The organism is Spirosoma horti, from assembly GCF_054776595.1.
Genome location: NZ_BAAHBQ010000006.1, coordinates 58779 through 81430, shown reverse-complemented (window position 1 = coordinate 81430; position 22652 = coordinate 58779). Strand labels below are relative to the sequence as shown.

The 22652-nt window shown below is 50.5% G+C and carries 19 protein-coding genes; 10 read left to right on the top strand and 9 right to left on the bottom strand.

The window, feature by feature from the left end:
• Positions 1–215 precede the first annotated feature (215 nt).
• Positions 216–1424, bottom strand: coding sequence for an aspartate aminotransferase family protein (locus tag ACYVAM_RS18765; protein ID WP_461069786.1), 1209 nt, complete (start codon positions 1422–1424; stop codon positions 216–218).
• Between the two features lie 46 nt (positions 1425–1470).
• On the opposite strand from ACYVAM_RS18765, the gene ACYVAM_RS18760 reads away from it, so the two are divergent.
• The 5 genes from ACYVAM_RS18760 to ACYVAM_RS18740 all read left to right on the top strand — a co-directional run bounded on the left by ACYVAM_RS18760 (position 1471) and on the right by ACYVAM_RS18740 (position 10984).
• Positions 1471–2628, top strand: coding sequence for a hypothetical protein (locus tag ACYVAM_RS18760; RefSeq protein ID WP_461069784.1), 1158 nt, complete (start codon positions 1471–1473; stop codon positions 2626–2628).
• 662 nt (positions 2629–3290) lie between these two features.
• Complete coding sequence (locus tag ACYVAM_RS18755) at positions 3291–6479, top strand: SusC/RagA family TonB-linked outer membrane protein (RefSeq protein ID WP_461069782.1); 3189 nt, start codon at positions 3291–3293, stop codon at positions 6477–6479.
• A gap of 14 nt (positions 6480–6493) precedes the next feature.
• The gene (locus ACYVAM_RS18750; protein ID WP_461069780.1) at positions 6494–7975 is read left to right on the top strand and encodes a RagB/SusD family nutrient uptake outer membrane protein; all 1482 of its coding nucleotides are present in this window, start codon (positions 6494–6496) and stop codon (positions 7973–7975) included.
• Positions 7976–8188: 213 nt separating this feature from the next.
• Complete coding sequence (locus tag ACYVAM_RS18745) at positions 8189–9097, top strand: hypothetical protein (RefSeq protein ID WP_461069778.1); 909 nt, start codon at positions 8189–8191, stop codon at positions 9095–9097.
• A gap of 201 nt (positions 9098–9298) precedes the next feature.
• Entirely contained in the window at positions 9299–10984 is a 1686-nt protein-coding gene (locus ACYVAM_RS18740) for a sodium:solute symporter family protein (RefSeq protein ID WP_461069776.1), read from the top strand.
• A gap of 119 nt (positions 10985–11103) precedes the next feature.
• On the opposite strand, the gene ACYVAM_RS18735 is transcribed toward ACYVAM_RS18740, so the two are convergent.
• Positions 11104–12006, bottom strand: coding sequence for a DUF2911 domain-containing protein (locus tag ACYVAM_RS18735; RefSeq protein WP_461069774.1), 903 nt, complete (start codon positions 12004–12006; stop codon positions 11104–11106).
• Positions 12007–12071: 65 nt separating this feature from the next.
• On the opposite strand from ACYVAM_RS18735, the gene ACYVAM_RS18730 reads away from it, so the two are divergent.
• From ACYVAM_RS18730 to ACYVAM_RS18715, 4 genes are all read left to right on the top strand, one after another.
• The gene (locus ACYVAM_RS18730) at positions 12072–12611 is read left to right on the top strand and encodes an NUDIX hydrolase (RefSeq protein ID WP_461069772.1); all 540 of its coding nucleotides are present in this window, start codon (positions 12072–12074) and stop codon (positions 12609–12611) included.
• 79 nt (positions 12612–12690) lie between these two features.
• Entirely contained in the window at positions 12691–13092 is a 402-nt protein-coding gene (locus ACYVAM_RS18725) for a hypothetical protein (RefSeq protein ID WP_461069770.1), read from the top strand.
• A 335-nt stretch (positions 13093–13427) separates the two neighbouring features.
• On the top strand, positions 13428–13691 hold the full coding sequence (locus tag ACYVAM_RS18720) for a DUF983 domain-containing protein (RefSeq protein ID WP_461069768.1): 264 nt from the start codon (positions 13428–13430) through the stop codon (positions 13689–13691).
• A 130-nt stretch (positions 13692–13821) separates the two neighbouring features.
• The gene (locus ACYVAM_RS18715) at positions 13822–14712 is read left to right on the top strand and encodes a carbon-nitrogen hydrolase family protein (protein ID WP_461069766.1); all 891 of its coding nucleotides are present in this window, start codon (positions 13822–13824) and stop codon (positions 14710–14712) included.
• 135 nt (positions 14713–14847) lie between these two features.
• On the opposite strand, the gene ACYVAM_RS18710 is transcribed toward ACYVAM_RS18715, so the two are convergent.
• From ACYVAM_RS18710 to msrA, 7 genes are all read right to left on the bottom strand, one after another.
• Positions 14848–16521, bottom strand: coding sequence for a S8 family serine peptidase (locus tag ACYVAM_RS18710; RefSeq protein WP_461069764.1), 1674 nt, complete (start codon positions 16519–16521; stop codon positions 14848–14850).
• On the bottom strand, positions 16475–17173 hold the full coding sequence (locus tag ACYVAM_RS18705) for a hypothetical protein (protein ID WP_461069762.1): 699 nt from the start codon (positions 17171–17173) through the stop codon (positions 16475–16477). Before ACYVAM_RS18705 ends, ACYVAM_RS18710 begins: the two co-directional genes overlap by 47 nt.
• Before the next feature lie 18 nt (positions 17174–17191).
• Complete coding sequence (locus ACYVAM_RS18700) at positions 17192–17695, bottom strand: hypothetical protein (protein WP_461069760.1); 504 nt, start codon at positions 17693–17695, stop codon at positions 17192–17194.
• A gap of 102 nt (positions 17696–17797) precedes the next feature.
• On the bottom strand, positions 17798–18862 hold the full coding sequence (locus tag ACYVAM_RS18695) for a hypothetical protein (protein WP_461069758.1): 1065 nt from the start codon (positions 18860–18862) through the stop codon (positions 17798–17800).
• Positions 18863–18964: 102 nt separating this feature from the next.
• Entirely contained in the window at positions 18965–19978 is a 1014-nt protein-coding gene (locus tag ACYVAM_RS18690; RefSeq protein ID WP_461069756.1) for a hypothetical protein, read from the bottom strand.
• Between the two features lie 85 nt (positions 19979–20063).
• Entirely contained in the window at positions 20064–20789 is a 726-nt protein-coding gene (locus tag ACYVAM_RS18685) for a hypothetical protein (RefSeq protein WP_461069754.1), read from the bottom strand.
• A gap of 244 nt (positions 20790–21033) precedes the next feature.
• Positions 21034–21693, bottom strand: coding sequence for a peptide-methionine (S)-S-oxide reductase MsrA (gene msrA / locus ACYVAM_RS18680; protein WP_461069752.1), 660 nt, complete (start codon positions 21691–21693; stop codon positions 21034–21036).
• A 149-nt stretch (positions 21694–21842) separates the two neighbouring features.
• On the opposite strand from msrA, the gene ACYVAM_RS18675 reads away from it, so the two are divergent.
• Positions 21843–22439: a MiaE family protein gene (locus tag ACYVAM_RS18675; protein ID WP_461069750.1), complete on the top strand. Its 597-nt coding sequence runs from the start codon at positions 21843–21845 to the stop codon at positions 22437–22439.
• Positions 22440–22652 lie beyond the last annotated feature (213 nt).

Here is a 22652-nt window from a genome sequence, read left to right as displayed (position 1 = left end):
TTTCATAACACACAACAAGCTTGACTATATGGCCGACCAAATTCCCAAAAAATCAGGTAGTTTACTGAAAACCGTGATTATTGGTTTATTGATTATCTTCGGTATTGCCCTTCTCGTTGGCACGCTTACCGTTCTGTTTCCCTAATTGTCCATTCGGTGTCAACTAGCTTCCTTATCCTGTAGCGATCTGGTAAAAATGGCCAGATCGCTATACACTAATCAGATACTTGATCAACCTCGTCAATAGCTGACAGAATGACGGCGCAGGCTTCCCGGATTTGATCCTCTGTGATCATTAACGGGGGCGCAATCCGCATCGAGTTGTTACAGAACAGGAACCAGTCCGTAATGACGCCCTTTTCGATTGCCCGGTCGATGACGGGTTTCAGCACATCGAACGAATCGAATTCAACGGCCAGCATCAGCCCTTTACCGCGTACCTCCCGAATCGCCGGGTGCGTCAGCAACTGTTTAATTAACTGACCCTTCGCTTCGGCCTGCTCATGAAGTTTCTCGTTCTGTATAACCTGTAGCGTAGCCAGCGAGGCCGCGCACGAAACCGGGTGACCGCCGAAGGTGGTGATGTGGCCCAGGATCGGGTTGTTTCTGAATACGCTCATGATCTCGGCCGAACTGATAAAGGCCCCAATGGGCATACCACCGCCCATGCCTTTGGCGCAAAGTAATATATCCGGGATGGTGGCAAAGGCTTCAAACGCCCAGAAGGTACCCGTCCGGCCAAAACCCGTCTGAATTTCATCAAAAATCAGCAACGCACCTACCTCGGAACAGCGCTGGCGGACAGCCTGTAAGTAGGCTACCTCAGGAACACGAACCCCTGCTTCGCCACAAATGACTTCCATCACAACGGCGGCCGTTCGATGTGTAATCTGCGCAAGGTCGGCCCGGTTTCCGTGCTGGATGTGCCGGATATCGGGCAGGAGCGGGCGGTAGTTTCGTTTAAAGTTCTCATCGCCGGAGAGCGATAAGGCGCCTTGTGTAGACCCATGATAGGCATTGAAACAGCTAATGACCTCGCTACGGCCCGTGTAGCGTTTGGCCAGCTTCATGGCACCTTCCACAGCTTCGGTGCCAGAGTTCGTGAAGTAAACGGTATTCAGACTTTCTGGCAAGGTTTCGGCAAGAGCCTGGGCAAGCTCCGTCTGGGGCGTTTGCACGTATTCACCATACACCATCAGGTGAAGGTACTTATCCAATTGGTTATGGATAGCCGCCAGGACATGGGGATGCCGATGCCCGACATTGCTCACGCCAATGCCCGATATCAGGTCCATATAAGCCGCCTGACCGCCCTGTTCGTACAGATAAATGCCTTCGGCCCGGTCAATTTCCAACCCTAAAGGGAAATCGGAGGTCTGGGCTATATGCTGGAAAAATAATTGCCGGTTTGTCACCGTATACATGATAGAATTATCAATATTGCTTCTATAAAAGTCAACACCCTCAACCATGAAAACAGTTCTGCTAGCCTTGTTACTAAGCCCAACTATTTTGTTGGCTCAACTGATTAAAATTACGCCGGAGGATACGCAACGCAAACAATCGTACCTGATTATGCGCGATGGGACAACGATGCGCGGGCAGGTCGTCCGGCAGGATAGTTCGATTATTTCGGTACGAAAAAAAAACGGAGATATGTCGTTTGTCGAAGCCGACCAGGTTATTTCTATTTTAGCCAATCGCCCCGCGAACGCAGCCGAACCGACCTCATCTGGTGAATTGCCTTACACCGTATTTATCCTGAAAGATGGTACGCAGCTTCGAGGGAAATTTATTCGCCGGGACAGCACCATGATAACGGTTCGGAAGAGCAACGGGCAGTTGACTTATTTTGAGCCTGAATTGCTTGTTCGGGTCGATTCTATGCAAAGCCAGTCTCAACAAACGTCATTACCAGTAATGGCAGGCCGCTCGTTTCCAAATCGGTTTTCACCCTGGCTGTTAACGGGGCAAACGGCCTATAATGCTGAAAAAGGACGCTTATACTACCGGAATACGTTTCTGCTACTAAATGAATTACAGTACGGCATTTCGCGCAACCTGAGTATCGGCGTGAATGTCAATCCATTCTTCGGAACGATCAATCCCGAAAACGGGGCGCGTGAAACTATATTGGGCGCTACAATCCGAATCAATAGTAAGCTTACGTTTCCGATTGGCGAGCAATTTCGGGTTGGCATCAATGCGATCTATCAACCCAGTCAGAAGGGGTATTTATTTAAAATGAACCAGCAATTGGCGTTTCAGGGGCTCATGTCTTTTGGAGACAGCCAACGAAATGCCACCCTCGGCTATGGGATGCGGATTTATCCCGGAAACAGCCTGAATAACAAGATGACCTATGTACTGGTGGGAGTCATGCACAAGATTTCGCGTAACCTGACTTTTCTTAGCGACAATACCTTTTACCTGAATTCTTACCTGGGCGGGAATACGGCTGAGTTGTCTGTCGCACTTCGTCTGAACCGGAGTCGGCATGCATTCGATATTGGTGCTTTGGGGATTGTGCAGCCATATTATTCATACGTAGTCGGGTACTACCAGCCCCGGACTCGTGTGTACGTTGCTCCCTATATTGCGTACAACCTGATCATTGGGCGTAACTAATCAAGTAAGAGCGGGTACGAAAGATTCAGAATAAATAAGAAAATAAAGGGGCTTTTGCCCCTTTATTTTTGGCCACTAGCCATCGATTGGCTTCCAGGCCGTTGCCCTTTCCGAAGCAGATGTTCCTCGGTGGTGAACGCTCGCTAACAATAACCAATTTGGCTTGATTCAGATAGACATATCAACTGGAAGCCGTGTCTATTGATCTGCCAATAGTTTTGACAGGCGGATGAACATAACGGAAATGAGAATTGCTCAATTTTATCGGCAAGTCTTTGGGTGGAAAAGAGAAAAATAATTTTGCCTAAAGCCAGAAAATCATAATTTTTTCTGGTTATGTATGGGATTGTATCCAAGTAGATAAAATTGTTTATAAAACTCGCTTTTGGACTGTATTATAGACCTGATTTTAGAATTAATATTCATATAGCCAGTGAGGGAGCGTATACGTTTTAAAAATTAGTTGATAGGTCTTGTAAGCGTTGAAGTTCGGAAAGATAAAAAATAATATATATTCATTAAATTGTGAAATAATGTATAAGCGCGATATTAAATATATGTACTAATAAATTTTACAACATAATATCTTGCATTTTATGATAATGTTGTAATTTCGCGGCCAGTATTAAAAAATGATTAAAACATTTACCTGGTCGCACTTCATGAAAAAAACTTTATCAGTCATCTGGCTATTAACTGTCCTGTTCAGTATGCCAGTGCTAGCGCAAGACTTTTTGGTGACGGGCCGTGTCACGTCATCAGAAGACAAGTCCGGCTTGCCGGGCGTAAGTGTACAACTTAAGGGAACCACGCGCGGCACGACAACCGACGCCGAAGGAAACTACCGGTTAAACGTTCCGGCCAATGGTCGTTTGGTTTTCAGCTTCATTGGCTTTGCCTCGCAGGAAGTTGCCATTGGCAACAAGTCGGCCATTACTGTTAGCCTAGTACCCGATGCGGCTAATCTGGATGAAGTCATCGTGACCACGTTCGGTACTGCTAAGCGGGCGTCATTCACTGGGTCGGCGGGTACGCTTTCGCCAACACAAATTCAGAACCGTGGGGTGAGTAACGTGGCACAAGCGCTTTCCGGTGCGGTATCGGGTGTTCAGACAACGGCCGGCAGTGGACAGCCGGGCTCGGCTCCCGAAATTCGTATTCGGGGCTTTGGCTCAATCTCATCCGGAAACGATCCGCTTTATGTAGTGGATGGCATTCCGTATTCGGGCAACATTGCCAATATCAACCCAGGCGATATTGAAAGTGTGTCTGTCCTGAAAGATGCCGCATCAACAGCCTTGTATGGGGCCCGAGCCGCCAATGGGGTTGTGGTTGTTACGACCAAAAAGGGCCAGAAAGACCGGAATACCATCAACGTACGGTATACCCAGGGCTTTAGCAGCCGGGGATTGCCGGAGTACGACCGGGTTGGCGTTGGCCAATATTATCCACTAATGTGGGAAACGTACCGGAACAGCGTTGCGTACCGGGCCACCAACCCCGTACCTCTGGCTACCGCAAACGCCGATGCTACCAATCGGCTGGTTAGTTTAGTTGGCTACAACGTATATAATGTACCGGACAATCAACTGGTCAATACCGATGGGCAGATGAACCCGAACGCTACGCTGTTGTATTCGCCCGATGATCTGAACTGGGAAAAGCCCATTACGCGTCAGGGAAACCGGAGTGAGCTAAACGTAAGCTTTGCCGGTGGTCAGAAAAACTCCGATTATTTCGTGTCCCTGTCGTATCTGAACGATAAAGGCTACCTGATTCGCTCCGACTTCGATCGCTTCACGGGCCGGATCAACATCAACTCCCAGATGAAACCCTGGTTTCGGGTGGGGGCCAACCTGTCGACGACCATTTCAAAGTCCAACCAGGCGGATGCTGATGGCAGCACCAGTTTTGTGAACCCATTTTTCTTCTCGCGGAACATCGGGCCCATCTATCCAGTCTATGCGTATGATCCGGCAAACCCCGGCCAGTTTCTAACGCTGCCAAATGGCAACAGGCGCTGGGATTATGGTAACTTGACGGCCCTTGGTTTACCGGCCCGGCCCCAGTTTGGTGGTCGCCATTCGGTTGCCGAAACGGTGCTGAACCAGAATTACCTGCGCCGGAATGTATTGGGCGCCCGGGGTTTTGCGGAAGTTTCGTTTTTGAAGGATTTTAAATTCTCGGTGAATGTCGGTACAGATATTACTAACACAAATACATTTACCTACGGCAACCCAGAAATAGGCGATGGTGCTCCGGCGGGCCGTGCGACGCACCAATTTCAGAACATTTCCAGCTATAACCTCAACCAGTTGCTGAACTACAATAAGTCGTTCGGGAAAAATACGTTCGATGTGCTGCTGGGCCACGAGAACTTCAGCATCAACGATAACAACCTGGAAGGATCGCGGTCGCAGCAAATTGTGGATGGCAACTACGAGTTGGGCAACTTCACGACGACAACGAACCTGGCTTCGGTGTACAACACGCGTCGGGTGGAGGGGTACTTCTCTCGGATCAACTACGATTACGACCAGAAATACTTCCTGTCGGCTTCGGTTCGGCGCGATGGGTCGAGTAAATTTTACAAAGATTCCCGCTGGGGTACGTTCTACTCCGTTAGTGGGGCGTGGCGTATCGACCAGGAAGCGTTTATGCGGGCTATCCCAACGATCAGCTCCATGAAATTGCGGGCTTCGTATGGTCAGACGGGGAATGACGGCGGAGGAAATACCGCACAATACGCTTTGGACAATACCATCAGCTATTATGCCTGGCAACCGCTGTTTGGCTTAGGAAGCTGGAACAACGCATCGGAAGCCGGTATTCTACAAACCAGCCTTGGCAACCAGAACCTGGCCTGGGAATCCAGCAATTCGTTCGATGCCGCCCTGGAATTCAGCCTGTTCAAAGGCCGTGTTTCCGGTACGATCGAGTATTTTGACCGCCGGTCGTCCAACCTGATTTTTGCCGTTCCCTTGCCCTTGTCGGATGGTATTGCGACCGTTACGCGAAATATCGGTACGATGTATAACCGGGGTATGGAGGTTGAATTGGGTATCGAACCCATCCGCACGAAGGACTTTACCTGGCGCCTTGACCTGAACGCTACCCGCGTAAAAAACCGGATCACAAAAATGCCGGATGAGAATCCCGAAATCATCGACGGGACCAAAAAGCTGGCCGTTGGGCGGTCCATTTATGATTACTGGCTCCGCGAATACAAAGGCGTGAACCCCGCTACGGGCGAAGCGCAATACCGTGCCGCTAACTATGTAGCGACCAACTCCCGGATTACGGAAGGTGGCGATACGCTGACAACCAGCGTCAACAACGCCCGTTACCATTACAATGGCTCATCTATCCCAGCCCTGTCGGGTGGTTTTACGAACACGTTCCGCTTTAAAGGTATTACCTTGTCGGCGCTGACGGTCTATCAGTTGGGTGGTAAAACCTACGATGGCGCCTATGCGGCTCTGATGAGTTCGGGTGGGTATGGCAGTGCTAAATCGGTCGATATTCTGCAACGGTGGCGGACTCCCGGTGATATCACCAACGTGCCCCGTATGGACGCTGGCCGTACCTCCGATTTCGATGCGCAATCGGACCGCTGGCTCACCGATGCCAGTTACCTGAATCTACGCTCGGTAACGCTATCCTACGCACTGCCCGCCACGCTGGCCCGCAAGGCATTTCTGGAAAACGCTCAAGTATACATTACCGGCGAGAACTTTCTCATTCTGTCTCATCGGAAAGGTATGAACGTTCAACAGACCTTCACCGGCGTAACCAGCAACGTATTTAGCCCAGCCAAGAGTATTATCCTGGGAGTTTCATTTACGCTTTAAGTTTCAGACAATTCATGAAAGCAAGATATATAACACTAGCATTAGCGTTGGGCCTGCTGACAACAGCCTGCGAAAAAGAATACCTGGAAACTGCGCCCACTGCCAGTATCGATGCCGGGGCTGCGTATTCAACCACAAAAAATGCCGCCAGTGCCATCAATGGAATTTACCGGGCCATGGTTGTCCGGTACTTAAGTTCACAGGCGCACTTTGGGCACCCGGCCATGATGATCATCATCGATGCGCTGGGCGAAGATCTGATAATTAGTAATACGTCGAATACCGGGCACCTTGCCGAGCAGCGCTGGCAGGCTCACCGTTCGGAAACATCGAGTGGAGATCAACTGCCTTACGAATTGTATTATCGGTTGATCGGTAATGCCAACATTGGCATTACCAGTATAGACAACGCTGCGGGTACCCAGGCGGAACGGAATCAGATCAAAGGAGAGGCTTTGGGGATACGGGCGTTCTCGTATTTCAACCTGGTGCAACTCTACGGGAAGCGGTATGATGCGGCCGCTAAACCAAACAGTCAGCTTGGCGTACCGCTGGTACTGACGCCCACCACAGCGGGGCTGCCACGGGCAACAGTAGAGGAAATATACACGCAGATCAATAAGGATCTGGCCGATGCCGCCACGTTGCTCACCTCGACCCGTAGTTTCAAGTCGCACATTAACCTGGAGGTGATAAAAGGTTTCCAGGCTCGGGTTGCATTAACTCAGCAAAACTGGGCCGATGCGGCCAAATACGCGGCTGAAGCCCGAAAAGGCTTTTCGCTAATGACAGTAGCTCAGTACCAGGAGGGATTCTCGGATATCGGCAATCCCGAGTGGATGTGGGGCTTCGACCACGTTGAGGACCAGACGGAGTATTTTGGCGCGTTTCACTCGTATATATCCAGTAATTTTAACTCGACAAACATTCGGGTGACGCCGAAGACTATTAACAGCGCCCTGTATGACCAGATTCCGGCTACGGACGTCCGGTCGAAAATGTGGGTCAAAGCCCCAACCGCAACGAATTCGGTCGTACCAACGGGTGGTGTACGTGCTCCTTACATGAACCAAAAGTTCCGGCTGCCGGGTACGCCATCGACCAGCACCATGGGCGATGTTCCCTACATGCGTGTGGCTGAAATGTACCTGATCGAGGCCGAAGCGCAGGCACGGCTGGGTAATGCCACAGCCGCGGCTACAGCATTGTTCGAGCTGGTCAGCAAGCGTGATCCGTCGTATGTGAAGTCAACGAAAACAGGAACTCCGCTAATCGACGAAATTCTGTTTAACCGGCGTATCGAGTTGTGGGGCGAAGGATTCCGGTTCACGGATCTGAAACGTATGAACATGGCTCTTAATCGGAATGGGGCAACCAACATCAGCTCGGCTGTCGTGGTCATTTTCGACGTAGCGCCCGGCGATGTTCAATGGGAGTTTTTGATCCCACGACGGGAAATTAATGCCAATAAAGCAATCGTTCAGAATCCGTTATAAGCATCTGCCAGACTTCTGTTAACGCGCCTGACTGTACGTACAGTCAGGCGCGTTGCGTTTCATGCGGTTTTTATTGAAGCGATTGCTCGTCTACAATTGATCACACAAGCTTGCTAACCCCAGAGAGACGGAGATCATGGCGATTCAGTTTGAACTGGACGAATTTGTTTGTTAATTGATGAGCGTTGATCAGGCTGCTGAATAACTTGCTCCATGAAACACCTTTATCTTCTCTCGGTTCTGTTGATGGCCAATCTGGCTATAGCTCAGGACGACTACTACCAACCTAAAAAACAGCCCGTATCATCAAGGCCCACCTATACGATTCTATTGAAAGACGGCACCCAGCTACGGGGCGAGCTGGTGCAACAGGATAGCCTTGAAGCTGTTATACGAACCAAAAACCTTGGTGAAGTCCGGCTGCGATCCGATCAAATCGTCAGCATGGAGCAACAGGGTGCTCAGGCCGATGGCGCTATCTATCCAAACCAGTTTCCACAAACCATGCGGCTCGCACCAACGGCTTTCTCGGCCGAAAGAAGGCGACTTTATTATCGAAACTATCTGGTGTACTTCAGCCAGTTCGAGTATGGCATCACGGATAACTGGAGTGTTGGTACCACGTTTTTTACATTCGTTCCCATCGCCATCTTCAGTCTGTCAACGAAAGTTTCTTTTCCAGTTAGTGATCGGGTGCGGCTGGGCGTTAGTGGGCAGTACATAGGCGTTCAATCAGATGGATTTCTGCTTGGCGGAGGGCGGGGATCCATCCAGGGTGCCGGGTATCTGCAGGGTATCGTTACAACCGGCGATCGGCAAAACAACACGACATTTGGCCTGGGGTGGGGTGTATCCAATGGCGAACTGACCCGTTCGGTGGTCGGTTCGTTCGGGCTGGTTCGGAAAGTTAGTCCCAAACTTTCCTTCATTACGGAGAACTTTGTCCTGTTAGGACGCGGGTCCGTCAATTTTGGGGGCATGTTGTCGGCGGGCATTCGGTTCGACCGTCGTCGGCACGCGTTTGACCTGGCCGCTTATCTTCCGTTTTTTATTGGTCCCGGCGTTTCCAGTCTGGTTACGTTTATACCTTATGCGAGCTACCACCTGAAAATTGGCAAATAAGTTGATTGCGTGAGAATAGCGGCAGGAATACACCGATTTCCGCTATTTTCGCCGTTATTGTCAGATAAGCCATTCCTGTATGCCCGAAAATCCGTCTGATCTACCACCGTTTGCTCGTTCCTGGACACAACTCTATGCGATTGTGATTGGTTGTCTGGTTGCCGAAATCTTATTTTTTTATGGGTTAATGCACTGGTTGTCATGAGTGTTCTTGACTGGAGTGTATTGGCTTTTTCGTTGATAGGCATCATCGCCTATGGTTTGTGGCGCAGTCGGGGCAGCCGGAGCATGGACGATTACCTGCTGGCCGGGCAATCGCTGCCCTGGTATCATGTCGGGCTTTCGGTTATGGCTACGCAAGCCAGCGCCGTCACATTTTTATCGGCGCCGGGGCAGGGGTTTAGTGATGGCATGCGCTTTGTCCAGTTCTACTTTGGCTTGCCTCTGGCTATGGTCGTGTTATCGGTTACGTTCGTTCCGATCTTCCATAAGTTACGAGTCTACACCGCGTATGAATTTCTGGAAACCCGTTTCGATGCCCGTGTGCGGACACTTACTGCCGGCTTATTTCTGCTACAACGTGGGCTGTCGACAGGCTTGTCGATCTATGCGCCGGCCATTATTCTATCAACGATTCTGGGCTGGAACATCTACTGGACAAACTTGCTGATGGGTGGTATTGTCCTCGTATATACCGTAACGGGTGGTACGAAAGCCATTTCCTACACGCACCTTCAGCAGATGGCCATCGTCACCTTTGCCATGGGGCTGGCGGGCTATCTGACCGTTAAGATGCTACCGGAAAGTGTGGGTTTTGTGGATGCCTTGCACGTAGCGGGTGAAGCCGGGCGCATGAACCTTATTGACCTGAAGTTTGACCCAAACAGTCGCTACAACCTCTGGTCGGGCCTGATTGGCGGCTTTTTTCTTCAGCTGTCCTACTTCGGCACCGACCAGTCGCAGGTGGGACGCTATCTGACCGGGCAGTCGATTGGACAAAGCCGGTTGGGGTTGCTGATGAATGGGCTCCTGAAAGTGCCTATGCAGTTTCTGATTCTGCTGGTGGGCGTGTTGGTATTTGTCTTTTATCAATACAACCCATCGCCCACCTTCTTCAATAAACAGGAAACCGACCGGCTGAAGCAAAGCAAGTACGCATCGGCCTATCAACTGGCCGAGATCAAGCATCAAAACCTGACTGCTCAACGGCAACGGGCGGTGCTGGATATGCAGGTGGCCTTAAAGACAGATAATGAAGCCGCACAGGATGCGGCCGGGACGGTGCTGCGTCAGACAGACGAAGCACTGAAAGTGGTTAAAACAGACGTTACCAAACTTATTCAGAAAAACAACCCGTCGGCCGATGTCAATGATGTCAATTATGTTTTTCTACGGTTTGTTCTCGACTACCTGCCGCACGGCCTGATTGGCCTGCTGATTGCCGTCATCTTCAGCGCGTCGATGGGAAGCATAGCTTCTGCCTATAATTCGCTGGCCTCGACAACTGTTGTCGATATTTACAAACGGCTGATCAAGAGCGATTCCGACGATGCCCATTATCTGGCTGTTTCGCGCTGGTCTACTGTAGGGTGGGGAATATTTTGTATCATCGTCGCCCAGTTTGCCAACCGGTTAGGCAGTATGATCGAGGCTGTAAACATTCTGGGGTCGTTGTTTTACGGCGTCATTCTTGGGGTGTTTGTCGTGGCGTTTTACGTTAAATCCATTGGCGGCCGGGCTACGTTCTGGGCGTCGATACTAGCCGAAATACTCGTGGTCGTGAGTTGGTACCTGGATCTGACAGCCTTTTTATGGCTCAATGCCATTGGCTGTCTGCTGGTGGTGGGCATTGCCTGGGTATTGCAGCGATTTATGCCTAAAGCCTGAATCCGTTGCGCCTATGAAGGCTGAATAATCTGGTAGGTTGTAGATTGAGATTTTTTAAATAGGAAGCCCGGTCCGAACGTTCGGACCGGGCTTCGTCATTGGGAGACAATACGCTTGACTTATGCCTTTTTCTTGCCTTTGCCACTTTTCATAGCCGGCATGGCGGGAATTTTGGCTGTGTATTCGGTGATGCTTTTCTCAATGCCTTCCTTAAAGAACGAGAACGCCGAATCATTGGATGACTGGCCCATCGTTAGGGCCTTCTGCGCAAGGGGAACCGCTTCCGTATACTTGCCCATTTTGGCCAGAATCTGCGATTTCACGTATAGATTACGATAGGTTTCTTTCATAGAAATCGACTTATCGATCCAGGTTAACGCTTGCTCCAGATTACGTCCTTTCGAAAGGTTGTAATTGGCAGCTGCCTGCAACACAGCCGCATCGTCGGGCTTGTCAGCTACGGCTTTATCGACGTTGGCGGCCGAATTGGCGTTTACATCGACGCGCAGATCGGCACTGGCTTTTGAGTTGGCCCACATGAAATTCATTTTTGCCGTGCTGTCTGTCAAGTCGCTGAAACCGATGGTAAAGGTTTCAATTTTCTCGTTGTTTTCCTTCGGTGTCAGGTCTACCCGCAACACATCGTCAGCTTGCTTGTACGACGCTTCGGTAACGGCTTTATCTTTGTTAAAGATGAGCGTAAAGGCATCGGCGTTTGGAATCGACATGATCGAATAACTTCCGGCTGGCAGTGTTTTACCATTCACCATCAGGTCGGTCGTGGTCGTAAAGAGCGTAGCGCCATTGGCACCGGTTCGCCAGATTTGCCCCGCTGGAACAAACGAGCCCACAAAGGGGTCGCGTCCTTTCAGGCTTGGCCGTGAGTAGGTTACGGTTATGTCAGTTGTACCCACCGTTTGCATAACGGATGCGCCAGGGCTGGGTGAAGGTAACTTAATTTGTGCGGTGGTTAACTGAGCGGCTAAACAAATAGCAACTGCTGTAAGCGAAAGTTTGCGCATAATTGTCTGTAGACTATTTAAAAATCTGTTCCAAATTGCGACTTTTTTACGCAAAAAACCAACGCATGAACCGTGAACCATTGATTGCCCTGCTTCAGAAGCACACCCCGGCCGACGCCACCGAACAGGCCATGACCCAGGCAACCATCGAGTTTGTCCGGACTTATCCGAAATGTTTCGACCGGTCCCTGCTGATTGGACACATAACGGGGTCGGCCTGGATTGTTAGTCCCGATCGCCAGCAGGTGCTGCTTATTCACCACCGGAAGCTCGATCGGTGGCTACAACCCGGTGGTCATGCGGATGGAGATCCCGATGTGGCTGCGGTGGCCTTGCGCGAAGCCCGCGAAGAAACCGGATTGACCTCCCTAAACTACATTGACGAGGGTATTTTCGATGTTGATGTGCATGAGATTCCGTCCCGAAAGGATGTACCCGCACATCTGCATTATGACATTCGCTTTTTGCTTGAAGCTGACCCGCTGGAAACGTTTGGGGATTCGGATGAAATTAAAAATATTCAATGGTTTTCTATAGAAATGGCAAAAAATACAGCAGATTCTGAGTCTATTTTAAGAATGCTACGAAAAAATGTAAAAAACTAGAAATATAGTAGGTATTTTAATTGTTTTTTAATTCGACGAGGTAGTAGCTTTGTTGGACAACAAAACCATAAAAATAGCCATGAAATCAGTCGTTTTTTTGCTTGCTGGCATCAGCCTATTGGCGTTGTCAGGGCAAGCTTTTTCGCAGGACGATGGAGCGCGGAAGCCCTTAAATAATCCGATGTATTCACCCCATAACTATAAGCATCCGAATATGGCAGCGGCTGCCCGGCGTCAGGAAAGTAAGGCAGGCATTGTTGTGCAGCAACCTGGTTCAACGGATCCCCGGCTGGCTAATTACAAAAATCAGATGCCTAACCAACAACCAACGGGTGGCATTCAGGTCGACCACACGCCATCGGCAAGTCTGGCCGACCGAAATTATAAAGTTCAACGGGTAAGCGAGCCTAAACCGGCTTTTCCAATGGATGAGTATTACGTTAAAAAACGCAGAACAGACAGTACAACCATTGGCAATTGAGGCTACTCGATTACGATAAACGGGTCAACGGTACGTACTGTTGACCCGTTTCGTTTTAGTTCCTGCCTAAGAGAGTGGCTGTTTCTGCGTCATCATTGATTTGTACCATACCCGACTTGATCTGTCTTTCCGGACCAGCTGTTTGCGAAGTACCTTTGTTTCATAAAAAGAACCAGATCTACACCCTGCGTTTTAACGGTATTAACTTTTAAATCGTCATAGCCATGTCAGCCAATCATAGCCGTTTATATAGCATAGTAAACAATAAATGCCCCCGTTGTCAGGAGGGCGACTTCTTTGTTTCGAATAGCGCGTTCAGCCGTAATTTTGACAAAATGCACGATCACTGTCCGCATTGTGGTGAAAACTTCATGCCTGAACCTGGTTTCTACTGGGCTTCGATGTTTGTGAGTTATGCGTTTTACACCATTTATACGCTGCTGACCTTTTTCATTTTCGTCAAGTGGTTGAACATTGATCTGGACTATTACCTGGTGGGGTTGGTGCCGACGTTGATTCTATTAACGCCTTACTTCTTCCGGCTCGCCCGCCGTACCTGGTTGTCGATCTTTATTGCCCCCAAACCCGTGGCAGGGTAATGAACTAGTGAGGTTCGGACCACTACCACATTAATCGGTACAGTATTTAGCGCATTTTATCCGTGCAGACACGATGAAAATGCGCTATTTTGCGAACTGTGGTAGGGCGTTGACAGGACAAAATAAAACTATGCAGGTTAAAGTAGGTGTGGTACAGGCAGCTCCCGTGTTCTTCGATAGCGCCAAAACAATCGATAAACTGGAAACCCTGGTGGTTGACGTGGCCAAGAAAGGGTGCCAGTTTCTGCTTTTCCCCGAGTCGTTCATTCCTGGCTATCCCCGAAAATTCACGTTTGGTGCTACCATCGGTTCACGGACAGATACCGGTCGCGAACTCTACAAAACATACTGGCAAAACAGCCTCCAACTTCCCAGCCCTGAATTGAGTCGGCTGGAGCAGATTGCCCGCGACAACGCCATTTACCTGGCCATTGGCGTAACGGAGCGCGACAGCCTGAACGGGAGCTTGTATTGCACCCTGATTTATATATCCCCAACGGACGGCTATCTGGGAAAGCATCAAAAAATTAAGCCAACCGGCGTTGAGCGATTGGTGTGGGCCGAAGGAATGGGGCAGGATTCTCTGAAAACATTCAGCACGGCCGTTGGCCGGATGGGTGGCCTGATCTGTTGGGAAAATTATATGCCGTTGGCCCGAATGCGGATTTATCAGCAGGCTCCCCAACTCTACCTGGCCCCGACCGCCGATGCGCGACAAAGCTGGCCTGCCACGCTCCAGCACATTGCCTGTGAGGGCCGTTGTTTTGTGTTAGGCTGTAATCAGTATTTTACCCGACACGATTACCCGGAAGAGTACCGGTCGATGTTGACGGATGATGAGTTAATTCTGAGTAGGGGAGGCAGCGCCATTGTTTCACCACAGGGCGAATTCATCGCTGGCCCATTATGGGATGAGGAGGGTATCCTGATTGCCGATCTGGACCTGGACGAGGTATTGAAAAGCAAGCTTGATTTCGACGTTATCGGTCATTATAGCCGCCCTGATCTTTTTGATTTTTAAACCGGCAGACGTTACTGACAGGTTATTTGTTTGTGGTGTGTGGTTTGTGGTTGGCTGACGCACGAGTGTTGCTGACGCGTCAGCCAACCACAAACTACAAACTTGTAGACTACACACCAATGACAAGCTTCTATGTTACAGCTTTATCAGCTTCACGGTGCGCTTTTTATCTCCTGAGATAAGGGTCATAAAATACATACCGGCCGATAAATTCAAATTAGGCAACATAAACGCGCTTAACCCCGTCGACGTGTAGCGATTCTGCCAAATAACCCGCCCGGCTGCATTCGTTAACGTCGCATCGAGAGGGGTATTCGCCTGAATTTCGCCCCATTGAACCCCGAGGGGCTCGCCATCGCTGAACGGATTCGGGTAAACCAGCAATTGACCGTAGTTGTCAGCCAGAACAGACGCCCGCTCAAAATTGGGAATGCCATAGCCCACCTGGTCGTCGGGATTACCAAATTGACTCCCCGATCGGCGAAGGGCTTCCGTTACCTGGGCCGCCGTCAGGCGGGGATGAGCTTGCCAGAAGCCAGCCGCCAGACCCGCTACCAAAGGCGTTGCAAACGAAGTGCCGTTGCCCGAAACGACTTTTCCGCCTGGATCTCCGATAATGGTTCCCTGACCACGAGCCGCCAAATCAGGCTTTACCCGTTGGTCGGCCGAGGGGCCGAATGAACTGAACGAAGCCCGCTGACCAGTTTGTGTGACGGCCCCAATGGCCAGCACCGAGGCTGCATCGGACGGGGCCGATAGGTAACGCCACGCATCACTGCCATCGTTGCCAGCCGCTACCACCACAACCATGCCTGTTTCGGTCGCAATCTCGGCCGCCCGACTAGACAGTGCCGTTTTGCCATCCATATTCCGGTAGGTGTAGCTGGTCGTTGGATCATCAAACTGCGTATAACCCAGGGATGAACTAATCACATCGACGCCCGCACTATCGGCGTATTCGGCACCGATCAGCCAGTTGGCTTCTTCAATTTGCTTTTCTGAATCGACATCTTCGGTGCGAAGCAAAATAAACGACGCTTTGTAAGCCGTTCCGTACAGTTGTTTGTCGGCGGTGGCAGCAATGGCCGACAAACACTCAAGTCCGTGCGAATCGTCTTCATACACGCTCGTTTCTTTTCTGACAAAATCATAGGTTGCGAGCACCCGTTTTTCATCCAGGAGTGGTTTGAGGAAACTCACTTTGTCGCCATTTTGAAAGCCGGCATCCAGCACGCCAATGAGCATCCCTTCGCCATGATATCCCTGCTGGTGCATTTTGTCGACCCCAAGCTGGTTAATCTGCGCCTGCGAATTACCATAATCCAGCGGGGCTTCGCTCACGTTGGCATAGGACTCGAGTTTTTTAACGGTTTTATGTTGGGATTCGGCACTTACCCGGGCCTTTGCCAGCGACCGGCCAAATTCCAGTCCGTTCACAAACGGAAGCTTCTGGATCGTGGCCAGCGTAACGTCATTGGTTTCGACCAGTACCGCATTGAGCCAGCGCGAGGTGAACCAGATTTTGGCTCCTGCCTGTTGCAGTTGCGTCACATACGTAGGGTTGACCGGCAAGTCGCGTTCGAGTACGGAAATGTTCTGTTTCTGCCGACGCAAAATGGACCGTTGTGACAGGAACTGTTCCGGGCGGCTGAGGCTGTAGGGCGAGTTCGCCTTGTCGCGCAGCAGCACCAGGTACTTGCTCGTTGTCTGCCCAAAGCTGGTCAACTGGCAATAGAGTAGTAGCAGTAAAAGCCAGCCCGTTTTACTCCTTCCCATACGTTTGAATGCGATACACTTGTCGAGTGCCATAATCAATCTGGTTCTTTCCAATACAACCTGAACTCGTGATGCAAAATCGCCGGTAAGTCCGCTCTTTATAAATCAATCCAACCTGCCGGGCATACACCGCCACTCGTTTCTCCTGCGAGACCAGTGTCGAATCGTCCTGAGCGACAACCGTGACGGTTTCGTTGAATGACTTCTCCAATACGCGAAAAGGCTGGCCTGCGTTGCGGACCTCGTACTCGTCGGGCCCGAATGTGTTGTATCGGTTGCCGTTCCAGCTTGACCCGTTACTGATTGGGAACAGTAAGCTAACAAAATCCTGACCATTTTCCGTGCGAATGGCTTCATTCGTGACTAACCGGGCCGACCACACTGAATCGGCCTGCCAGGGCTGGTTGTCAGTAACACGCCGGTACCGGGTGAGTCGGTAAGCCGTTTGTCCGGCCACATCCGTGTAAGGTGCTCCCACAACTTCCTTAATCTGGTAATTCCGCTGCATGGGAGCGCCCTGAAGCGGGTACTGATCTTCCTGTACCGTGTAGATATAAAACTGGCCCGTCTCCAGCGGGAAGTAGGCTAAGTCTGATGAAGCGGGCTCGGTTGTGGCCGATTGGCAGCCTGAAACCAAAGCTAGCCAGGCAACTATCCGGAACCAGGAAGACAGGGAATTGGGCATACGCAGAGAGAATAACAATTAAAAAATCCGGCTCCAGGCAAAACGGATAATCAGCAACAGGGCAACAAAACCAATGACAATGTAGGCAAAAGGAATATAGGTAACCGCGTAGATACGAGTGCGGTCAATGAACCAGAGAATGCCCATGACAGCCCCGATCAGGGTCAGAAAACTGGATAATTTACCGAAGCCCGGAATATAGCTGAACGGAATCTTGCGCCGAATTAGCAACAGCGTGGCCACCATCGTCAATACCGGTAGCACTTGCAGGCCGAGATTCATCTCCCAAATACTCTGCCGCTCGAATAAAAACAGGTAGATGTTGAGGGTGATGGCAAAAATTCCCGGAAGGCAGGCCAGATAGACCAGAACCGCATACGCATAGCGCCATTTCCAGATGTCTTCCGCCGTTTCACCCGACCATAAATTAACTAAAAAAGCTCCTGTCGGAATGGACGACAGGAGCAGAAATAACAAGATAGGCTGGCCGGATAAGGCCGCAAATACATCGCGAAGTGTCATGGGATAGAATGAACGAGTGCAATCAGGCCGCCGAAACTGAGTGGATACGCGAAAATACAGCTCACGTATCCACTCAGTTTCGGCGGCCCGATTGCACTCGTTTTATTTAAGTGTCAACAAATAGCCAATCGTGAAGTTGGCGTCCCAGTCGAAAACGAACTGATTACAGCCCGTTGCATTGGCAATGGCTTTGTAAATGTTCAGTCCCGCTTTCGATTTGGCACTTTCCAGTTTATACGCCGATGGCGCGTCGAGAACCGTGTAGCGTTCCTTGCCTTTTCGCACCGACTTCGCCAGCTCAAACGGTACACCGCCGATAATAAAGCAGGTTTTACGGTGATCGGTTGGCACTTGTTTAGCTTTAGCGGCCACCTCCGTTGCAACGGCTTCGTCACTGGTGCCGTTCTCAAAATACTTGGCTCCGTAGGTTTCCAGGGCCTTGATGGACTCGCCTTGTTTCCACGAAATCTTGGTATTGCCCGAGCCAATGTCCGTTACAAACGAGTTATCGGCGTAGTCGGCGGGCAGCACTGACCGAAGGCCAAGTGAGCCTTCCTGTTCTGGCGTAACCGTGTTAACAAAGTAGTTGAGCGACTTCAGCGCTTTGATGATCTTCTGCGTGCCTTCTGCTTTGAGCGCGCCCGAACTGACCACAAAGTGAATGTTGCGTCCGCCTACGCCAAAGTCAAGCATTTTGCCAATGTAGCTTTTCAGGCCCGTCCGGATATCGTTGTCCGTAGCCATATTTTCCAGAACCAGGCTGTTTCCGAATTCAGCTTTTTCGAGTTTCCAGCGTTTCTGGTCGTCGATTCGGACGATGAATGAATTGAAACCACTGGCGCCCAACTCAACAACACCTTTAAGTTGGCCGTTCTGAGGCTCGGGAGCCGTATACGTAAACGCCTGACGAGGCTGATCCGTCGCTTCATTTTCCGATGAGCCAGAAGATGCCTCCGACGAAGAGGCCGATGATTCGTCAACGGCTCCTTCCGCTGTTTTGTCGTCAGCCCGGGGCATCGTCTGCGATTCGGAATATTCTTTTTCCTTGTTGTCAGGGGCCAGTTTACGCAGGGCCGCGTTGCCACCAAAGTAACGGAACGCGAAGAAAGCAGCCGCCAGAATCAGAGCTGTGATGAGTAGCCGACCGGCCACGGTTAATCGTTGCATAATTTTAAAAAGTGAAAAGGTGAAAGCGCGTAAGAGTGAGTGAGCGCAAAAGTGAAATGGGACGAAACGCACCTGCGCTCATTTACTCTTGCGCTCTATAAATTATTCGAGCAAATTTTTGTAACCGGCGTCCTTCTGAGGATTTGGGCCGAGGTTTAGGGGTTGGGCAGGAGCGTCCAGCTGGACCATTTTGAATTCGCCTTTGTTGTAGGCATCCAGCAGCGCTTCTCCCTTGTCGGACAGAACGCCATTCTGAATATCGACGCCGTTGATGAAATCCATCGAGAGATCCATCGCCCGCTTCATTTCGCCGAGCTTCATACTCATGTCGTCCTGGATGTATTCCATCGACTGATCGAAATAAAACTTCTTGTCGGGATCCCCTTTGAAGATGCTGACCGCCGTTTTGAGGGCGTTCGAGCTATCTTTAACGATCTGATATTCTGTTTCTTTAAGCCGGACTTTAATCTCTGTCTCCTTGATGATGTAATCGGCGCTCTGGTTTACTTTTTCCATAAACGCCAGCACATTTTTCATGTTCCGCTGGAGCGGCAGCAGCTTTTCGTTCATTTCCTGAAGGCCCGCGCCTTCGATGGTCGCCAGTTGAGCCGTTTCGCGCATGCCGGGCCGGTCGGTCAGTGAATTGGCTTTGTTGGCCTCGGCGAATTTCTGCTTGATTGCTTCGTTATTCTCATTGATTTTTTTGTTCAGCTTTACGAGTTGCCCCGCCAGGATATTGATCTGGCCCTGCATTTTCTCCCGCTTCTGTTTCAAATCGTCAATGTAAATTTTCATGATGGCAATCGGGTTCAGCTGAATGACCGTTCCCGTTAAACTGCGCATCAATGACTTGAACAGAAAGAAGACCGCCGTCCGTACATCCTTGCTGGTGAACAGGAAAATCAGGACGCCCAGCGCGCCAAGAAGCAGCGACAGTTCGAGGATGTTCGACGTGGCCCGAATTAGAAATTCAATGATTCGGTTAAAATAAACCAGGCCTAATCCGGCCATACCGGCCAGGACGATCATGCCCAGAACACCTTCGGGACGGCTCCAGAACGAACGTTTTTCTGCGTCTGCACCGCCACCAAGTTTAGAAAAGTCAGGAGTTGCCATTTGTTTGGGTTTATGGTTTTTGGTTTCATGAGCCTGCGTTGGATAAGATCACCGATCCGGCAGGTCTGTCAATCAAGTAGTAAACCTATTTTAAGTAGTGCGCCATTTTGGCGATGTCATCTTTAATCTGGTCAATAAAATGCGCAAACGTGGATTCGTAATTTTGCCGATTCTGGGTAATTTTTCCACTTTGTTCGGTGATTTCGCCCGTAATGGCCGTCAACCGGTTTGTATTGGCGTCGATCTGTTTCTGAATCTCTACGAGTTGCTTTGCCAGCGACTCATTATCGGTTTGCAACCGTTTCTGTTCATTCTGCAAGCCACCCACACGTTCGGCCAGGGCAGTTTCTACACTCTTGGTAAACCCATCCCGGTCTTTATTCAGCGCTGCAATATACCCATTTGCCGTATTGGTTAACACCGAAGCGTCTGCCGAGCCGCCTAATGCTTTAAAACTTGCCCAGGCCGCCTGGAACTGCTTCTCCTCCGATAAGCCCAGGTTGCCAAGGCTCCGCAGCGTTTCCCGGAATTCGAAATAATCGGGGCCAGGGGGATTGTTCTGCGCCAGCACGTTGGCCAAGTGTTCGGCAAATTTCGAGTCGACCGAGCCGGTCGTACTTACCACCGGCTCCCCAGCGGGTGTAACCGGACCCGCACTGGTGACGCCGGGCGTGGGTACACTGGCAGATGGGCGGGGCGCGGCTGGTGCCGATGAGGCCACTGGCGGTGTGCCGGTAGCCGTACCCGTTTCTTCGTCTTTAACGAAGAAACTCAGGATTTTACGACCAATTGATTTGTCAGGTTCTGGCATAATTGTCTATCGTTTCGGAGCTACTCATTTGCGGGTTTACCCCGTCTGTAAAAGACTGAGCAATGTTACGAGGTTCCGGCCAATCCCACAATACCAGATTTGGCCGAACGGTTGCGGGGGTTGACAATGTGTTGCAGGGAAGGACGGTTTACGGTTTGTAGTTTACGGTTGGCTGACGCGTCAGTTGCTTGCGCCGGTCCGCTGATGCGTCAGCCAACCACAAACCCAATACTACAAACCGATCTCACTCCCTCACCCACTTTTCCATCCGCTCGGTAAAGGTTTCCACTTTCGACTTAGAAACCAATTGGATATACATGTTATAGGGGTTCTGGCGGTAGTAATCCTGGTGATATCCTTCGGCGGGGTAGAAAGCTGCGTAGGGAACCACTTGCGTAACAACCCGCCCCTGGTGATGCCCTGACGCGTTTTCCCGTTGTATAGCCGCTTCGATGCGGGCTTTTTCCTGAGGTGTTCGGTAGAAAATCGCGGAGCGGTAATGCTTCCCGATGTCGGGGCCTTGCCGATTGAGTTGAGTCGCGTCATGCCCGGCAAAAAATGCATCTAATAAAACGTCGTAAGAAATGATTTTCGGGTTGTAATAAACCTGCACGGCTTCGGCATGCCCCGTCTGATCGGTACCAACTTGCTCATACGTTGGGTAAGCCAGATCGCCCCCGGCGTAGCCGGATACTGCCGTTCGAACTCCCTTCAGTCGTTTCATTTCCTCCTGAACGGCCCAAAAACAGCCACCGGCTACGGTTGCCACGGCCTCACCGGGTTTCAAACCCGGCAGTTTGACGGGATTCGTATCAATAATCGTGGGCGTTTTTTCGGCCGGGCGCTGCTGGCAACCCGCAAAAAACAGGGAAACCGGAATAAATAGATGAACGAGTAATTTCATGAGATAGCACTAGGTATTGATTAACACAAAAGCGGGGTAGTGGGTTGCGTAAAAGTAACGTCCTTTCGTTCTTAACTTTGTTCATTGGCTCTCTACCATCAGTAATAACCTATTGCTTATAACCCGCAAGGTATTGCGGCCGTATCTGTATGTCATTGACAACGTTAGGGCTCGAATTGCCCACCGACCCCCGCTGGGTCAATATTGCTGAAATGAACATCGGCGAAATTTTGGTCGACCATGCCTGGTGCGAACAAAAGGCCGCATCGTCGTGCATTTCGTTGGTTGTCCAGTATTTTGATCAGCCCGTACTGGTTGATACCCTAACGCCCATTGTATCCGAAGAGTGGGGACATTTTCATCGGGTATTGAAAGAGTTGCAAAAACGGAACATCCCGCTTGGTCGGCACCGAAAAGATGAGTACGTAAACCAGGTTCGTACCCGGCTGCGCCGGTCGATCAACGATTACAGAGAGCAGATGATGGATAATCTGTTGATGAATGCCCTGATCGAAGCCCGAAGCTGCGAGCGCTTCAAGCTCTTGTCGGAGCAGATCGCCGACGAAAGTCTGCGCAGGTTTTACCGGGAACTGATGATTTCGGAAGCAGGTCATTATCGCACGTTCATTGATCTGGCAGAGACCTATTTGCCCGCCGAACGTGTCCGGGAACGGTGGAAGGAGTTTCTGTCCGTTGAGGCTGACATTATTGCCAAGCTAGGCGTTCGGAGTGATCGGATGCACTGACCCTCTATTGACAATAGAAATCGATAAAATGGCTAATGACGGGCCGAAAGTTGATTTTCCTCTGAATTCAGCCGGTTACGGATGCCTCTTTACGAATCGGTTTTTTACCATAAAAAGTGGCTTGCGCTTAATCAATTAGCGTAAAAACGCCTGGAGACCGATGCGGTATATCTTGAGCAGATTCAGGAATTTATCGACTCGTTTGGCCCGAAT

Coding starts and splice junctions, on each gene's coding strand:
- ACYVAM_RS18765 (WP_461069786.1), bottom strand. CDS start 1,424: ATGTATACGGTGACAAACCGGCAATTATTTTTCCAGCATATAGCCCAG.
- ACYVAM_RS18760 (WP_461069784.1), top strand. CDS start 1,471: ATGAAAACAGTTCTGCTAGCCTTGTTACTAAGCCCAACTATTTTGTTG.
- ACYVAM_RS18755 (WP_461069782.1), top strand. CDS start 3,291: ATGAAAAAAACTTTATCAGTCATCTGGCTATTAACTGTCCTGTTCAGT.
- ACYVAM_RS18750 (WP_461069780.1), top strand. CDS start 6,494: ATGAAAGCAAGATATATAACACTAGCATTAGCGTTGGGCCTGCTGACA.
- ACYVAM_RS18745 (WP_461069778.1), top strand. CDS start 8,189: ATGAAACACCTTTATCTTCTCTCGGTTCTGTTGATGGCCAATCTGGCT.
- ACYVAM_RS18740 (WP_461069776.1), top strand. CDS start 9,299: ATGAGTGTTCTTGACTGGAGTGTATTGGCTTTTTCGTTGATAGGCATC.
- ACYVAM_RS18735 (WP_461069774.1), bottom strand. CDS start 12,006: ATGCGCAAACTTTCGCTTACAGCAGTTGCTATTTGTTTAGCCGCTCAG.
- ACYVAM_RS18730 (WP_461069772.1), top strand. CDS start 12,072: ATGAACCGTGAACCATTGATTGCCCTGCTTCAGAAGCACACCCCGGCC.
- ACYVAM_RS18725 (WP_461069770.1), top strand. CDS start 12,691: ATGAAATCAGTCGTTTTTTTGCTTGCTGGCATCAGCCTATTGGCGTTG.
- ACYVAM_RS18720 (WP_461069768.1), top strand. CDS start 13,428: ATGCACGATCACTGTCCGCATTGTGGTGAAAACTTCATGCCTGAACCT.
- ACYVAM_RS18715 (WP_461069766.1), top strand. CDS start 13,822: ATGCAGGTTAAAGTAGGTGTGGTACAGGCAGCTCCCGTGTTCTTCGAT.
- ACYVAM_RS18710 (WP_461069764.1), bottom strand. CDS start 16,521: ATGGCACTCGACAAGTGTATCGCATTCAAACGTATGGGAAGGAGTAAA.
- ACYVAM_RS18705 (WP_461069762.1), bottom strand. CDS start 17,173: ATGCCCAATTCCCTGTCTTCCTGGTTCCGGATAGTTGCCTGGCTAGCT.
- ACYVAM_RS18700 (WP_461069760.1), bottom strand. CDS start 17,695: ATGACACTTCGCGATGTATTTGCGGCCTTATCCGGCCAGCCTATCTTG.
- ACYVAM_RS18695 (WP_461069758.1), bottom strand. CDS start 18,862: ATGCAACGATTAACCGTGGCCGGTCGGCTACTCATCACAGCTCTGATT.
- ACYVAM_RS18690 (WP_461069756.1), bottom strand. CDS start 19,978: ATGGCAACTCCTGACTTTTCTAAACTTGGTGGCGGTGCAGACGCAGAA.
- ACYVAM_RS18685 (WP_461069754.1), bottom strand. CDS start 20,789: ATGCCAGAACCTGACAAATCAATTGGTCGTAAAATCCTGAGTTTCTTC.
- msrA (WP_461069752.1), bottom strand. CDS start 21,693: ATGAAATTACTCGTTCATCTATTTATTCCGGTTTCCCTGTTTTTTGCG.
- ACYVAM_RS18675 (WP_461069750.1), top strand. CDS start 21,843: ATGTCATTGACAACGTTAGGGCTCGAATTGCCCACCGACCCCCGCTGG.